Origin of the sequence: Vibrio ulleungensis, from assembly GCF_016900875.1 — a bacterium.
Taxonomy (GTDB): domain Bacteria; phylum Pseudomonadota; class Gammaproteobacteria; order Enterobacterales; family Vibrionaceae; genus Vibrio; species Vibrio ulleungensis.
Genome location: NZ_JAFEUM010000005.1, coordinates 47,389 through 62,109, shown reverse-complemented (window position 1 = coordinate 62,109; position 14,721 = coordinate 47,389). Strand labels below are relative to the sequence as shown.

The 14,721-nt window shown below is 45.8% G+C and carries 14 protein-coding genes; 9 read left to right on the top strand and 5 right to left on the bottom strand.

All coding sequences use genetic code 11. The features are described from left to right. Positions 1-6 precede the first annotated feature (6 nt). Complete coding sequence (locus JQC93_RS13065) at positions 7-624, bottom strand: hypothetical protein (RefSeq protein ID WP_205158878.1); 618 nt, start codon at positions 622-624, stop codon at positions 7-9. A 252-nt stretch (positions 625-876) separates the two neighbouring features. On the opposite strand from JQC93_RS13065, the gene fbp reads away from it, so the two are divergent. Further along, complete coding sequence (gene fbp, locus JQC93_RS13060; protein WP_205158877.1) at positions 877-1,890, top strand: class 1 fructose-bisphosphatase; 1,014 nt, start codon at positions 877-879, stop codon at positions 1,888-1,890. Between the two features lie 53 nt (positions 1,891-1,943). On the opposite strand, the gene JQC93_RS13055 is transcribed toward fbp, so the two are convergent. After that, positions 1,944-2,471, bottom strand: a complete 528-nt coding sequence (locus JQC93_RS13055) for a lipocalin family protein (RefSeq protein ID WP_205158876.1) — start codon at positions 2,469-2,471, stop codon at positions 1,944-1,946. Between the two features lie 347 nt (positions 2,472-2,818). Here JQC93_RS13055 and JQC93_RS13050 point away from each other — a divergent pair, with 347 nt between their 5' ends. Continuing rightward, positions 2,819-3,577: a sugar nucleotide-binding protein gene (locus tag JQC93_RS13050; protein ID WP_205158875.1), complete on the top strand. Its 759-nt coding sequence runs from the start codon at positions 2,819-2,821 to the stop codon at positions 3,575-3,577. Here JQC93_RS13050 and JQC93_RS13045 read toward each other — a convergent pair. The 3 genes from JQC93_RS13045 to tamA are packed head-to-tail and all read right to left on the bottom strand — an operon-like array spanning position 3,574 to position 9,503. Continuing rightward, on the bottom strand, positions 3,574-3,930 hold the full coding sequence (locus JQC93_RS13045) for a gamma-glutamylcyclotransferase family protein (protein ID WP_205158874.1): 357 nt from the start codon (positions 3,928-3,930) through the stop codon (positions 3,574-3,576). The two genes, JQC93_RS13050 and JQC93_RS13045, sit on opposite strands and share 4 nt — an antisense overlap. Before the next feature lie 36 nt (positions 3,931-3,966). Then, a complete protein-coding gene (gene tamB, locus JQC93_RS13040) occupies positions 3,967-7,809 on the bottom strand; it encodes an autotransporter assembly complex protein TamB (protein WP_205158873.1) in 3,843 nt (1,280 codons plus the stop codon). Further along, on the bottom strand, positions 7,806-9,503 hold the full coding sequence (gene tamA / locus JQC93_RS13035; protein WP_236009556.1) for an autotransporter assembly complex protein TamA: 1,698 nt from the start codon (positions 9,501-9,503) through the stop codon (positions 7,806-7,808). Before tamA ends, tamB begins: the two co-directional genes overlap by 4 nt. A gap of 181 nt (positions 9,504-9,684) precedes the next feature. Here tamA and msrA point away from each other — a divergent pair, with 181 nt between their 5' ends. From msrA to JQC93_RS13000, 7 genes are all read left to right on the top strand, one after another. Beyond that, positions 9,685-10,311 carry a peptide-methionine (S)-S-oxide reductase MsrA gene (gene msrA, locus JQC93_RS13030; protein WP_205158871.1) on the top strand — a complete coding sequence of 209 codons (627 nt, stop codon included), beginning with the start codon at positions 9,685-9,687 and terminating at the stop codon, positions 10,309-10,311. Between the two features lie 85 nt (positions 10,312-10,396). Further along, positions 10,397-10,948, top strand: coding sequence for a YtfJ family protein (locus JQC93_RS13025; protein WP_205158870.1), 552 nt, complete (start codon positions 10,397-10,399; stop codon positions 10,946-10,948). 152 nt (positions 10,949-11,100) lie between these two features. Next, positions 11,101-11,415: a DUF2607 family protein gene (locus tag JQC93_RS13020; protein ID WP_205158869.1), complete on the top strand. Its 315-nt coding sequence runs from the start codon at positions 11,101-11,103 to the stop codon at positions 11,413-11,415. Positions 11,416-11,439: 24 nt separating this feature from the next. After that, positions 11,440-12,147, top strand: a complete 708-nt coding sequence (gene zrgA / locus JQC93_RS13015; protein WP_205158868.1) for a zinc uptake protein ZrgA — start codon at positions 11,440-11,442, stop codon at positions 12,145-12,147. 48 nt (positions 12,148-12,195) lie between these two features. Beyond that, positions 12,196-12,891, top strand: a complete 696-nt coding sequence (locus tag JQC93_RS13010) for an ABC transporter ATP-binding protein (RefSeq protein ID WP_205158867.1) — start codon at positions 12,196-12,198, stop codon at positions 12,889-12,891. A gap of 7 nt (positions 12,892-12,898) precedes the next feature. Then, on the top strand, positions 12,899-14,158 hold the full coding sequence (locus JQC93_RS13005; RefSeq protein ID WP_205158866.1) for an ABC transporter permease: 1,260 nt from the start codon (positions 12,899-12,901) through the stop codon (positions 14,156-14,158). Between the two features lie 2 nt (positions 14,159-14,160). Continuing rightward, positions 14,161-14,649 carry a DUF3299 domain-containing protein gene (locus tag JQC93_RS13000; protein WP_205158865.1) on the top strand — a complete coding sequence of 163 codons (489 nt, stop codon included), beginning with the start codon at positions 14,161-14,163 and terminating at the stop codon, positions 14,647-14,649. Positions 14,650-14,721 lie beyond the last annotated feature (72 nt).

The window sequence follows — 14,721 nt, the reverse complement described above, 5'->3', positions numbered from 1 at the left end:
AACTGATTAACTATCTTGAATAGACGTATATTGGCTAAAAAAAGAGTGACTGACGGATTCTAACACGCCTATATGAAGCGCTGTGCTGGCAATGAAACGCTGCGACTCCGTTAACGAACTCTCACTTAACAAGGTAGCAGCATTATGCGCTATTGAGGTGAATTGCGAAATGCTTTCTGTCGTTTTGAAATGGTGCTGCGCCCAGTCGTCATCATTCCAAACCACCACTTTAGCCAACGAATCAAGAACAGCACCCGACAGATGCATCGGCTGATAAGTGCAACGCAATAAAGTATGAATGGTTAGACCACGCGCGCTTACCGAATCGATCTCTGTTGGCAAGTGCATCACAAGAAATGGGGATTGTGTGCGTTCAATCATACGAACATTTGGACCAGACTGAGTAAGCCAAGCAAAGCTTGGGTGGTAGCCACAATAATCCAACAAATCTATACATTGTTTAAAAATGCTTTCGTCTGCCACTGCAGAGTCCACAGTAGGGGTTTGAATGGCGATTACCCAGCGCTCACGGCACAGCTGCTGCAACTGTTCACTCAGCGACAAATGACTCGTTTGCGACATCGAGCTGACCAGTTGTTTAAAACGATTTGTTTCATCCTTCATCGCTGTCTCACGTGGTCATACCAATTGTTTAAAATCATGCTGAACACCAAACTCCTCACTCATTGAACCTACTTTAACCTATTGCCAGATCTCATTTTTACAAACTTTGACATATAATTCACAATCTAGCTGCGATTGCCAGTTTCTTCATTACCATTAAAAAGTTTCACCGCCTATGATTAAACTAACACCGTAAAGTCTCATAGAAGACAGGTGTATTCCCCCTACCTAAGTATGACTTAAGGAACAATTATGCCCAATATGCGCACTCTCGGAGAGTTCGTGGTAGAGAAACAACAAGATTTCCCCCACGCCACAGGTGAACTGTCCTCACTTTTTGCATCGATTCGTCTCGCTGCAAAAGTCGTAAACAGAGAGATTAATAAAGCTGGTCTCGCCGATATTACCGGTGCAGTCGGCAGTGAAAATGTACAAGGTGAAGCTCAACAGAAACTTGATCTATACGCGAACGATAAGTTTAAAGCTGCATTAGAAGCTCGTGGACAAGTCTGTGGTATCGCCAGTGAAGAAGAAGACGAAGCCGTCTATTTCGACCGTGATAGCAATGCCAACGCTAAATACGTTGTATTAATGGATCCATTAGATGGCTCATCGAACATCGATGTGAATGTTTCAGTGGGCACCATATTCTCAATATATCGCCGTATCTCTCCAGTTGGCACTCCACCAACTGAAGAAGACTTCTTACAACCTGGTACCGAACAAGTTGCCGCAGGTTACGTAATCTACGGCTCTTCAACTATGTTGGTCTACACTACAGGTAACGGCGTTCACGGCTTTACCTACGACCCATCAATCGGTGTGTTCTGCCTTTCTCACGAAAGCATGATGATTCCAAAAGATGGCAATATCTATTCTGTAAACGAAGGGAACTACATCAAATTCCCAGTTGGCGTAAAAAAATACATTAAGTACTGCCAAGAGAACGAACCTGAAGATGGTCGTCCATACACCTCTCGCTATATTGGCTCACTCGTTGCAGACTTTCACCGTAACTTGCTTAAAGGTGGTCTCTACCTTTACCCAAGTACGGCAAGTTACCCTAACGGGAAACTTCGCCTCTTATACGAGTGTAACCCAATGGCCTTTTTGATTGAGCAAGCTGGTGGCTTGGCTTCAGACGGTAACACTCGCATCATGGAACTTAAACCAACCGAACTGCACCAACGTGTGCCTTTCTTTGTCGGTTCAAGCAACATGGTAGAAAAACTAGAGCAGTTTCTAAAGGATTTTCCTGAGCAGTAAACTCTCGACTCCGGCCTAGGCGAACGCCCTTCCCTAGGCCGGGTATTTATCCCTTACTTTTGCGCGACCCAAATCAACTCGTTTGTGTCAAAATTTAATTGCTCAATCTTATCTAAAAATCTTTGTTTCAGTGCTTCATCCACCTCTGGCGTGCGAGACAAAAACCACAAATAATCCCTATTTGGACCAGTGACGAAAGCGTAGTTATACTCTTCATTGTCGAGCTCAAAAATAACGTAAGACGCATAAAAAGGGCCAAAGAAAGACACTTTTAAATGACCTTCATCTTCTTCATTGGTAAATTTTGCCACTCCATTGGCGTCTTCCCACTGTGCGTCGTCAGTGACAAATCCTCTATTTGCAACCGTAACGCTCCCATCCTCTCGCAATGAATAGGTCGCAGTAACTTGCTCCATACCGCGTTCAAAGCTGTGATCCAATCGCGCGATTTCATACCAAGTGCCTAGGTAGCGCTCCAAATCGAAGTTTTTTACTGGTGTCACACCGTTAGGCACGCTCACGCAGCCACTCAACAAAAATGCGCAGCAGGCAACAACGCATAGAGACAATCTCTTCCACATACCTAGCTCCTTGGTTTTCAAAAATTTTAATGCTTATGTTCACTATTACTCATTGTACGCTTGCATCGATCAGTTTTGATGTGAAGCACTTCGCATTCATTTGGCGTTGCGACCGTTAGGCTGTATTTATACCAACCAAAGCAATTACCTGATCATTCTTGCTCGTTAAAATCACTGATAACGGCGTTAAAGATTTTTAGAACAACTATCTACAAAATCTTTGCCTTGTTCTCAGCGATTTTTCCGTCGCAATTTTCTGACCAGTTAATGACTTCGATTGGTATTAAACGTATTGAAAGAGCAATGTGCCTTTTAATAAAGTCATCACCAGGACAAGTGAATCTTCGATGAAAAAGCTTTTAATGACAGGGATGAGTGGGACACTTGCTCCCATCGTGGTGAAATATTTCGCTGAGCAACAATGGCAAGTAGTTGAATGGGATCACCACACAATCGATCCACAAGATGCTCAAAAGTCACAAGCTTTTGTAGATACTCTTAACATCGATGCAATCTGCCACTTGGCGATGGGAAGCCCAAATTGGGCCGGTTTTTTAGCGCAAACCGCCAAGTCACGTGATATCCCCTTTGTCTTTACTAGTACTGTCATGGTGTTTAATAGCAACAGAAATGGCCCCTACTCTATCTTCGACGAGCGCAGCAGCCGTGATGACTATGGCCAATATAAAATGAGCTGCGAGGATGAGATTTGGGCCGCTAACCCAGAGGCTATGATCGCTCGAATCGGCTGGCAAATAGGGTCACCTACACAGGGCGGTAACAACATGCTCGAGATCCTCAACAAGCAAGCAGACGAAACAGGGAAAGTTCAGGCGTCGACTCTTTGGTATCCAGCAACCTCTTTAATGACCGACACCGCCAAGGCGTTATTTCAGCTAATCGAAACGCCACAGCAAGGACTGCATCATTTTGATAGTAACTTTGATAATAAATGGAGCTTTTTTGACCTAGTGAATGCATTAAATGAGCATTATCAATTAGGGTGGACGATCGAAGCCACGCAGGATTATTCACACGACCAAAGGCTCGCGCCACTGCATTTTAATGTTCCATCATTAGACACTCATTTTACACGAAGCACTTAACCAAACCGCGAGAACCAGTCGCCACCATCAATATCTCGTCCTTGAACTTGGCCTTGGTAGATGTAGTAGTACGCAGGGCCATAAGGGGTATCGATGACTTCACGACGATACTCAATAGGCACATCTTCCAATATATCGAGTTTGGCCAGTGTCTGTTCATCGATTCGGTAGACTTCTCCGACGATAGAACTTGAGCCCGAAATTAGCCCCGGATACTCTCCTAGGTCTTGAAGTTCAAACTTGGGCTCAGTCACGTGGCCACCAATAAACTCGCTAGAAGCCAACAAATCATGGTTTACTTCGCCTTGGCGCAACGTGCCATATACAAACACTAAATGCGGATTATTGTCCATGGATGACTCCTAACTTAACTACTCACCTATTACAGCTTAGTCGAACTGGAACTGATAGAGCACATCTAATGCGTTATCTGCACCGGAAACAGCTTCAACATACAGATCCTTGGCAATACGGTAACGAACTGTAAATTCACCAATCGATTCAAAAATTCCCATACCATACTTCACCTGAAGGCCTGGCAATATATAACCACTCACCGTCACTTGTGAATCGTCCCCGGATCCTTCGGTATCCAATTGAAGATCTTGTACTCCAAACACTTCACCAATCTCTCCAACTACTTTACCGCTACGCGCAAGGCTTAATCCTATCAACGCCGTCGTCATCGCATCACCACTTGACTCTGCATCCAGATTTTGACCCCTTAACACGTAAGACAGTGCATTGGCTTGTGGCATTGATGGATCAGAAAAAATGATCACTTCAGGCTCGTCCGCTGGCCCTGAGACTCGCACACCTGCGGTCACATCATCTTGAGTATTATCTGGATTTCGTATCGCCGTCACGGCTAGGTAAGGTTGATCGGCGGGCCCATTAAATAGGATTTTACCTTCACTGATCACCAAGTCTTGGCCAAGCGCGCGATACGCACCATCGACGATGTTGACCTCACCGATAATAAACGGTGCCTGATCTTTTTGAGTAACTGAAAGATCGCCAACAAGGCTGCCTCGCAAGCCAAATGCAGAGAGTCTAAAATCGTCTCCAATAACGACATTAATGTTGGTCTCTATGTTAAATGGGATCTCGCTTTGCTCTTCCAGTGGCTGCAGATCTTCATCGAGAAGAACTTCATCACTAGACAGTGATACCGCAGACTCGGGTAAGCTTTGAACCGTAATTCGTCCATAAGGCAGTGCCACTTTACCATCAACTTTGATGTTTCCAGGGACAATAGAGATGTTTAAGTCAGGCTCAACCGAAGCAACCAATATGGGGTCAACACTCACCAACAGCTCTTCAGCAAAAATATTGAGCTTGGTATACCAATCCTCCGTGTCCGTCCAATCGGCCTCTCCTTTGATCTCCAAGCTCCCCTCTGCAGTATCAATGCGAGAGTTAAGAGCGGCTTGGTATCCAGTGAAGTCGACTCTAAACTCACCGTTACTTACCTCTACAGGGGTTATGTCACCTGCAACTTGAATATCATTGATCGCAAAATAGCCTTGGGCTTTTGGTTTTAACATCGGCCCTTTTAGCTCAATATCAGACTCAATCAGCGCGCCAACACGGCTAAACTCGCCGACCAATGGTTGCAAAGGCGATAAGTTGATCTCTTCGATAACAATGTTCGCATCAATGTCTCGACTGTCATTCAACACATCATCCAAATTCGCGTAGCCTTTAACTTGTCCGTTTTCGGTCAGATCAATGGCCCACTCGCTGCGTAGATTATTATCCGCCAGCATGACTTTGGCGCTAATTTGCTCCCAGCCAACCACCAAATCAGGTTCAAGCTTCTGAGTCACCTTACCGGTTGGCAATGTTAACGTGGCTTGTGCTTCAATCGGAGTACCAGGTGCCCATTTGGCTTGGGCCTGCAAATTTAACAGTCCATCCAATTCAGTGCCTTTAGGGATAAATGCAGCCAATTGCTCAAAGTTAAACTCATTGACCGACAGCGATGCCTCTCCAGATTCCCCAGCAACAACGTCGTTGTCTAAGCAAACCTTGGATTGCGCTTGCAGCCAACAATGCGCGTCGACATTGGCAACGTTCGTCGCCATGTCATAACCCAATTTTGGCTCATGATCCAAACGCCACTCTCCTTGTAACGTTTTAAAGTGCGCATCAAACAGTGCGCCACTCCAGTTGAGATCGGGCTCGAGCTTTAACCCACCACGAATGCTTAACCCGCCAGATACCATCTCGGATTGAATATCTAAGCGCAATGTATGCTGGTCTTGGGAGCCAACAAACCCCAGCGCAATACTATCAATATCCTGTTGATTCACCTGCAGTTGGTTAACGTTTAATGAGATATCGCCACTGGGTGACGGCAACGGTGTTAAATCACCTTTCAAAGACAATGAATTTAGTGTCGCAATGTCTTTAAAAGCGAACTGATTAACATTGAGATCGACCTGTAAGTCCGGCTCTTCCAATGCGCCGCCTATCAAAACCTCACCTTGGATTCGCCCCAGAGCATCTGGCACGCTCGCCGCTAAATCCACGAAGTTCAAGTTGAGCGCCAAATCCCACAACTTATCGATCTGACCACTTACCTGAACCCTATTATCAGCATGGCTTAACGACAAAGATGGGATATCGACGTACAAATCTCCGGCGCCCGCCACATCCGACACATCAACAGAGCCTTCTAGATTAAGTGGGTACTCTCTCAATATTCCATCGATATCGAGCAGCGGCAGCGATACTTTCCACCCACCGGCATCTGTTAAGGTTCCATCTGTACGTAAGCGCCCACTAACTTCACCTTCAGCTTCCGGCCATTCGAGCCCTGGTTGAAGCTGTTCGAATGCCAATTCGGCCTGCCAATTAACCAGTGTTGACCAATCAGCGGACGCTGTACCTTGGATCTCTCCACCTAAAACCCCCACCGTAAGCTGAGTTAGGTCGATATGGGATAGGTCACCACTTCCTCGTAAATCCAACTCTGTAGCGGGGACAACCGTTCCATCTACCGCGCCCACCAGTTCAATACTAAATCCATCTAAGCTCCCTTTAGTCACCAAAGACGATATGCTGGCTTGATACTCTGGCCCGCTAAACAAGGGCCAAAAAGCGTCCACATCTTTTATTGCAAGATCAAACGGTAAATCAGGATCCAAGGGTTGTAGGTTTCCCGCGAAGTGGCCCGATAATAGGTTGGATAAAGTAAGATCTAAATCGAGATCGGCGACAGAGTTATTAACTGAAAGATCCACCGTTTGGCCTTTCAATTCTGGGTGCAACACCGTCGCATTCAAATGAAGATTCAGTGGATAGTCCGCTTCAAGGCGAATGTCCCCTTGTAGGGTCGCATCGACTTCTGGCATCTCCAATTCAAACTGCTCGACACCAATGTCATACCCACCGACTTGCCCAATAAGCATTGCTCGATTCACAACTATTGGTGTTTCGGCTTGATACTCGAATTGCGTAAGCTCCAGCTTCTTAATGTCTATCTCCAGAGGGATATGCACATCTGGAAGGATGATTGGGCCAGCCTCAACAACTTCAGCCTCAGCGGATTCACTTTCAGGCTCTTCTTGTGCAGGAGGAAGCGACAGGGTCAACCCAGAGATAGCACTGGGTAACAGGGTTAATTTACTGCCAAAAAACCCACCGGATGTGTGTAATGAGTTCCAGTCAATTCCAATGCCGAAAACATCAAGCTCTATGTCATCCAGTGAAATCAATCCGACTTCAATAGGAATAGGTACAAAAATGAGTGAAGGGTCGTCATCTGCTGGTTCAGGTTCCGGCTCAACCGGTGCGCCTGTATCATACAGTTTAAGGTAGCCTTGCTTAGCAACCAGCTTTTCAACGCAAATCGACAAACGCAGAGCACACTCAACATTTACCCCCAATTGCAGTTGGCCAAACTTAGTATCGACACCAAGCGACTCGTCACTAAATCGAACATTCGTGAGAGTAAACTCCCTCAATAATGCCCCTTCACTGTCTTCTACGCTTAATTGCGGCAGCGCTTTTTGAGCTCCCCACACTATGGTTTTAAGGCCAGGGTTGGTAAATAACAGTCCGCCGATAAGCAAGACCAGCAAAATCACTAAAATAATCAATCCTAACGAAGACTTCAGCAGCCAACGTACGGGCCACCATAAGCGTTTCTTTTTAGTGCCAACGTCTGCTGCGGTGCTGTCGGGCTGTGATCTGTTGTCGGTTAACGGTTTTGATTGTTCGGTCATAGTTCAGGTCCTATGCCGAAGTGAAACTGGAACTGTTCGCCTTCAGGCGCATCCAGTCCCAATGCAAAGTCCAGACGTACAGGTCCAATTGGCGACGCCCATCGAACGCCAACTCCAGTACCGGTTTTCCACTCTGGTGTTTCAGAAAAAGCATCACCATAATCCACAAACGCTGCCAACCACCAATTACCGTAGACCCTATACTGGTACTCTAGAGTGCTGGTGACCATGTACTTTGCACCGATCAATTTCCCATCTTCATCGACAGGAGCAATAGATTCATAGCCATAACCGCGTAAGTTATTATCACCACCAGCAAAGTAACGAAGCGATGGTGGTAGTCTTGTAACGTCTTCAGTGAAGTTACTTCTGCCGTCTAAGCGTGCAATTCCTCTATGGTTAGAGCCAATGCTTCTAATCCACGTAGTATTCCCCGATAGGCGCAATACTTGAGTTTCAGATAAAAAGTTTTCATCGCCGTATTCCACGCTGATACGCTGCTTGTCGCCCCATGTGGGCATTGCGCCTCCACGGGAGCGAGTTTTAGAGTAGGCAATACCTGGCAATAACATAAAGAACGAGTCGTCTTGAGACCCTTGTTGAAAGTCTTCTTGAACAGCCTTGAGATAGAGCGTGCGATGCCACCCTGAATCGAGCTGCCAGTGACGCTCAACAGCTGCTGTCGCCTCTAGACTTTCGGTATCTCGGTTGTCCAAATGCTTCATACCATAAGCGAATCGATAGTACTCATTGAGTACATCTTCAAGCGGGATCTCATACCCCACAGTGATGATTTGCTCTGGTTGTGACAACTGAAAACTCGAGTCAAAGCTGTGACCAAATCGGTTAATCCATGGTTTCTTCCACTTAAGAGTGCCTCGAATACCAACATCGGTAGAGTAGCCCAAACCAGTCTCAATCTGATTCTGTGATTGAGGAGATAGCTGGACATTAACCGGAAGATCCCTTCCTTTCTCCACTTGTGATAAGTCTGGCTCAATATATATGGAACCAAACCAACCAGTGCTGGATAGGTTTTGGTTAAAACTGCCAATATCGGACGCAAGGTAAGGTTGACCCTCTTCATACGGGATCAACGATTGCACTTTCGATTCTTCGATATGACTGCCTTGTACCAAGGTCGTGCCAAAGTTATAGCGTATGCCACTGGTGTAATGCAGTCTTACAAACGCTTGCTTTCTTTCTGGTGAAACTTCTAACCGGGAGAGTGTAAAAGCGCCATCAAAATACCCTCTGCGCAGTGCCATATTGCGAATACCGCTCTTAAGGGCATCATAGTCGCCATGATTAAGAATAGCGCCTTTTTGAACTGCACTTTGTTGGAGTAAATTATGGAAGGCATCATCTTGATCCGCTTCTCCATCTAAAACGACGTCGACTTCTTCTATTGTTACTGGCTCACCCATATCCACCGTAAACGTCAAAACGTCCTTCTCTTCGTCAACTTGGATAACAATTGTTGGCGCGTAGTAGCCCATCGCTTTGAGTGCTTCAGTCACAGTGCTCTCTACCCTAGATTGAAATCTAAGCGAGGTTGAATAGTCTTTTTCTTCTATCGCGGAGAGGTAAACCTCAACATTCTTTTCTAAGTCGCCTGCTAGCCCTTCAATGTTGAGTTTGGTTTTCGCTGCCGCCGGTGCCGAAATTAGCCCAAGCACTACAACCAAGGTCATTACCCTCTTTAGAGTGCTGGAAAACAGCAACCTTGTAATGTATGACACTTTATCCATGTCTGAAGAACACTTATCCCTAAATGAAATTGATAGCTTGACTCTGATTGCACTTGCGACAACCATAAGCTCATCGGATCGATAATGATTGTGAAAAATATACCACAGTTAACTGGATGTTAATATGAAAGACAAGCAACAACTGGTGTCTCAAGAAGACGCTTTAGTAGGACGGACCCAAGCTCAAAAAGTTGACCCAATTCATTTTGTGAATCAGAGTGATATGACCTTAGCAGCTGACGGTGTTCTAAAAGAAATCATCATTGGGATGGGCTGCTTTTGGGGTGCTGAACGCCTTATGTGGCAACAACCTGGGGTTGTCACAACCTCAGTGGGTTACTGTGGAGGCTTTACGCCAAACCCGACTTATGACGAGGTCTGTACTGGGCGCACCGGGCATGTCGAAGTTGTCCGCGTAGTATACGACTCAACAGTAACCACGCTGGAAGATGTGCTGACAGTGTTTTGGGAGAACCACGACCCAACACAGGGCATGCGACAAGGTGGAGATATCGGAACCCAATACCGATCAGTGGTGTATACCCACGATCAACAAGATTTAGAGATTGCTAACCAATCCAAGCGGGCCTATCAACTGGCGCTTCAACAAGCTAACAAAGCAGGACCTATCACTACCGAGATCCAATGCGCGGCAGAGTACTATTTTGCCGACGACTATCACCAACAATATCTTGCTAAAAACCCTAACGGATACTGCGGTTTAGGTGGCACTGGTGTGTGTTTTATTTAAGCCAATTTTAACAAAAACTTAACATCCGACCAGTTTTTGTATAAGCTACTATTTTTGACGATGCCATTAAAACAAGGACCCCTTTATGAAGTATTCACTTTTGGCTGCAATCAGCCTTTCCCTTTGTTCATTTGCTAGCCAAGCGGTCGTTTTTTCTGTCGGTGAAAAAGCCCCAACCGTAGCGGTCGCAGATAAAGGGGAGCTGTTTGTTGATGGTGACAAAATCACCTATAAGTCTTGGGACAGCGAACAAATGCTGGGCAAAACAAGAGTCCTTCACATCATTGCTGGCCGTAAAAGCGCAAAAGCACTGAATGCCCCTCTCATGGATGCCATCACAGAAGCCAGATTTCCAGAAGACAAGTATCAAACCACAACCATTGTGAATCAAGATGATGCTATGTGGGGCACAGGCAGCTTCGTTAAGAGCAGTCTTGAAGACAGTAAGCGTGAAAGCTTTTGGTCTTCCATGGTACTCGATGCAGACGGCAACGTTGCGAAAGCATGGGAACTTCAAAAAGAAAACTCATTCATTGCGGTGCAAGATGCAACTGGCACTATATTGTGGATGAAAGAAGGTGCACTTGACGAGTCTGAAATTGCTCAAGTTATGGCGCTTGTCTCCGAAAACTTATAACTGCAACACTTAAGTAGCATATTAAAAACGCCCTATAAAAAAAATGGGATTAGGTAAAAGTTGGGTAAAAGTTTCTGAAAAAGACACTTATTACCCAACTTACTGTTAAACTTGATACATTGCCCTAATTAATGCTCTTTTCAGCTGAAACAATGTATCAATCACACCAACAATTACCCAATTTGTGGTCGCATACTGTCAAGCTTTGTCTCATTATTCTTTTGTGGGCTGGCTATGCCAATGTCAGCCACTCAATGGATATCGACCCTCATCACCACGAAGAGCATCAGTGCGAGCTATATGCTAGCTTGCAGCACGCACTCGGTAATACAGTGTATAAACTGCCTACACTAGAATTTACCGATGAAATCATTCCCGCACTGCCGGTTCAATCCGTCATACTTAGCCACGAAAAGTTTTGTGCTAGAGATCCACCAAGAGCCATTGTTCACTTATTTACATCATGAACTTACACTTTTGGAGAACACTCAATGCAACATACAAAGCTTAGCGCACTCATTCTCAGCGCACTGACATTTTCTGGGTTTGCGCAAGCCGACTCTTTCCGCCAACATGCAGCGCATGTACATGGCCAAGTAGAGTTTAATATCGCTCAAGATGGAAGCGACGTTTTGGTCGAAATCTTAGCGCCGGGTTCAGACGTCGTTGGATTTGAACATTCACCAACAAATCACGACCAACAGCATGCGATTCACGATGCAGTCGACGCACTCAAAAAAGGGGCTACGTTACTTGTCCTGGATAACAATGCGAAGTGTGAACTGGTCAGTGCTGACGTAACGCACACCTTAGGCGGTGAAGACGCTCACGATGAGCATCATGATGAACATAATCACGATGACGAACATCATGACGACCATGCAGATCACGATCACCATGATCACGACGAACATGATGACCATTCAGATCACGATCACCATGACCACGATGAACATGATGATCACTCAGATCATGACCATGACCATGACCATGACCATGACCATGACCACGAAAATGGCCATGGCGAGTTTAATGTTCAATACCAATTTACCTGTGATAAGCCAGAGAATCTCAATCAAATTGAAACAACCTGGTTTGCTCAGTTTGGCGCAAGTGAAGCCATCACGTTAAATCTGCTTACCGATCAGGTGCAAACGTCGACCAAGTTGACAGTAGATAACCCTCGTTTTAGTTTCTAATTTCGAGAATAAAGCTGGGCTCGTCCCAGCTTTACCTATAGGACGATTATGAGTCATACCATTATTTCCCTGACCGACGTAGAATTTCGTTGGCAGGCGGAGCAAGCTCCTACTTTACAGATAGAATCACTTAACGTTGTAGCCGGTGAACATTTATTCATTAAAGGTCCGAGTGGTTGCGGAAAGTCGACCCTACTGGGCCTACTAACAGGTATCAATATCGCGCAACAAGGTCAGGTTCAGGTATTGGATTGTGCGTTGGCAGAGCTGTCTCAGAGTAAAAGAGATAAGTTCAGGGCGGACCATTTAGGTTATATTTTTCAACAATTTAACTTACTTCCTTACCTTTCAGTCATTGAAAACGTCGTGCTGCCTTGTCGTTTTTCAAGCAAGCGAAGACAAGCGGTAGAAGGCGCGCCAGAGAAACAAGCTGAACATTTGCTGGAACGTCTGCACTTACCTAAAGGATTGTTAAATAAACCAGTTATTGAGTTGAGTATCGGCCAACAGCAGCGAGTTGCTGCGGCGAGGGCATTGATTGGACAGCCTGAGCTCATTATTGCCGACGAACCCACCTCCGCTTTGGACTTTAACAACCGTACCGCGTTTATTGAACTGCTGATGGAAGAGGCTGAGCAATCTAAATCTACATTGGTGTTTGTTTCGCATGACCCCACTTTGGAGTCACTTTTTAAACGCACCATCAATTTAGAAACGTTAAATCGCGCAAGCGCTACGGCATGAGACCCCTATGAAGACAATCACGTTATTATCATGGAAAAGCCTTCGCAACCGTAAAGCGACAGCTCTTCTAACCGTTTTGACCGTTACTATTTCAGTCATCTTGTTGTTGGGCGTCGAGCGCATTAGAACCGAAGCAAAAAGCAGTTTTGCCAATACCATTTCCGGTACCGACCTGATCGTCGGTGCACGATCTGGCCAAGTAAACTTATTGCTGTACTCTGTATTTCGCATTGGTAACGCCACCAACAACATCTCATGGGAAAGCTACCAAGAGTGGTCAAATAACCCCGCCGTTAAGTGGGCAATCCCCATCTCATTGGGTGACTCTCACCGTGGCTTTAGAGTGATGGGTACTAATCAAGATTACTTCACTCACTATCAATACGGGAAAAAGCAGTCACTCAACCTAGAGCAAGGCCAACCCTTTGATGAGCTATTTGAAACTGTTCTAGGTGCGGACGTAGCTCGAGAGCTTGGGTATAAGCTCAATGATGACATCGTCATTGCTCATGGTATGGGCGATGTGAGCTTCACCAAACATGACAACGCTCCGTTTAAAGTCGTGGGTATTCTTGCTCCAACAGGTACCCCAATAGATAAAACAGTGCATGTTTCTTTAGAGGCGATTGAAGCCATTCACGTCGGCTGGGAAAGTGGCGCGCACCTTGGCGGTGCCCCCGATAAGGCAACGCTGGAGCGTATGGATTTCAACCCTAAAGAAATCACCGCCTTTATGCTTGGGTTAAACTCTAAAATCCAGACCTTCGGCGTGCAACGAGCGATCAACACTTACCCACAAGAACCTCTAAGTGCGATTATGCCCGCGTTAGCCTTACAAGAGCTTTGGCAAATGATGTCTGTTGCAGAGCAAGCACTGCTCGCGGTTTCAGTCTTCGTAGTGATAGCCGGACTGCTGGGTATGTTGAGTAGTCTATTAACCAGCCTACAAGAACGCCGTAGAGAAATGGCGATTTTAAGAGCGATGGGTGCCAGACCTAGCCATATATTTGCCTTACTGGTGACTGAAGCCAGTACCATCACTTTTATGGGGATTGTGGTTGGCGTAGCGGGACTATATGGATTGTTAGCAATCGGACAACCTATAATTCAAAGCAACTATGGCATTGCCATTGAGCTTTCTTGGCTTACACCCCACGAATGGACGCTCCTTGGGTTGGTACAACTTGCAGGCATTATGATAGGGATATTACCTGCCATTCGAGCCTATCGTCAGTCCTTATCTGACGGCATGACAATACGGGTATAATTATGAAAAAACTTTGGTCTTTATGCACATTACTGCTGTGTGTCAGTTTCATGGCTGCCGCAAACGAACCGCTCAAACTCGATTGGATTGACCTTATTCCAGAAAGCGAACGAGGACAATTCGATGCCCAAGGTATGCCGCAGGTAAACCATGACGGTGGACAAATGTTACAACCACTTACTGGATCTTTTCGTGAAGAGTTATCAGGGAGTGAAGTGAAAATCCCAGGGTTCGTGATCCCATTAGAAGGTACAGACACTCATATCACTGAGTTTCTACTGGTCCCTTATTTTGGAGCATGTATCCATGTACCGCCGCCACCGCCTAATCAAATAGTGTACGTCCGATTCCCATCCGGTGCACCGGTGCAACAGTTGTGGGATGTGGTGTACGTAGTGGGAGAATTAACGGCCGAATCGCAATCTACCGATCTTGCATTAACCGGGTATACCATTGATGGCGTACGACTTGAGGAATACGACGACGAGTAGAATTTGCAGGACACGGTTTTACAGCGGCTACGGCACCGTTAACCAATGAAACGAGATAGAAAAAACATGACT

What these genes read in the sequence shown, in the direction of transcription:
- JQC93_RS13065 (WP_205158878.1), bottom strand. Translation starts at nt 624, where the DNA reads ATGAAGGATGAAACAAATCGTTTTAAACAACTGGTCAGCTCGATGTCG.
- fbp (WP_205158877.1), top strand. Translation starts at nt 877, where the DNA reads ATGCCCAATATGCGCACTCTCGGAGAGTTCGTGGTAGAGAAACAACAA.
- JQC93_RS13055 (WP_205158876.1), bottom strand. Translation starts at nt 2,471, where the DNA reads ATGTGGAAGAGATTGTCTCTATGCGTTGTTGCCTGCTGCGCATTTTTG.
- JQC93_RS13050 (WP_205158875.1), top strand. Translation starts at nt 2,819, where the DNA reads ATGAAAAAGCTTTTAATGACAGGGATGAGTGGGACACTTGCTCCCATC.
- JQC93_RS13045 (WP_205158874.1), bottom strand. Translation starts at nt 3,930, where the DNA reads ATGGACAATAATCCGCATTTAGTGTTTGTATATGGCACGTTGCGCCAA.
- tamB (WP_205158873.1), bottom strand. Translation starts at nt 7,809, where the DNA reads ATGACCGAACAATCAAAACCGTTAACCGACAACAGATCACAGCCCGAC.
- tamA (WP_236009556.1), bottom strand. Translation starts at nt 9,503, where the DNA reads ATGACCTTGGTTGTAGTGCTTGGGCTAATTTCGGCACCGGCGGCAGCG.
- msrA (WP_205158871.1), top strand. Translation starts at nt 9,685, where the DNA reads ATGAAAGACAAGCAACAACTGGTGTCTCAAGAAGACGCTTTAGTAGGA.
- JQC93_RS13025 (WP_205158870.1), top strand. Translation starts at nt 10,397, where the DNA reads ATGAAGTATTCACTTTTGGCTGCAATCAGCCTTTCCCTTTGTTCATTT.
- JQC93_RS13020 (WP_205158869.1), top strand. Translation starts at nt 11,101, where the DNA reads ATGTATCAATCACACCAACAATTACCCAATTTGTGGTCGCATACTGTC.
- zrgA (WP_205158868.1), top strand. Translation starts at nt 11,440, where the DNA reads ATGCAACATACAAAGCTTAGCGCACTCATTCTCAGCGCACTGACATTT.
- JQC93_RS13010 (WP_205158867.1), top strand. Translation starts at nt 12,196, where the DNA reads ATGAGTCATACCATTATTTCCCTGACCGACGTAGAATTTCGTTGGCAG.
- JQC93_RS13005 (WP_205158866.1), top strand. Translation starts at nt 12,899, where the DNA reads ATGAAGACAATCACGTTATTATCATGGAAAAGCCTTCGCAACCGTAAA.
- JQC93_RS13000 (WP_205158865.1), top strand. Translation starts at nt 14,161, where the DNA reads ATGAAAAAACTTTGGTCTTTATGCACATTACTGCTGTGTGTCAGTTTC.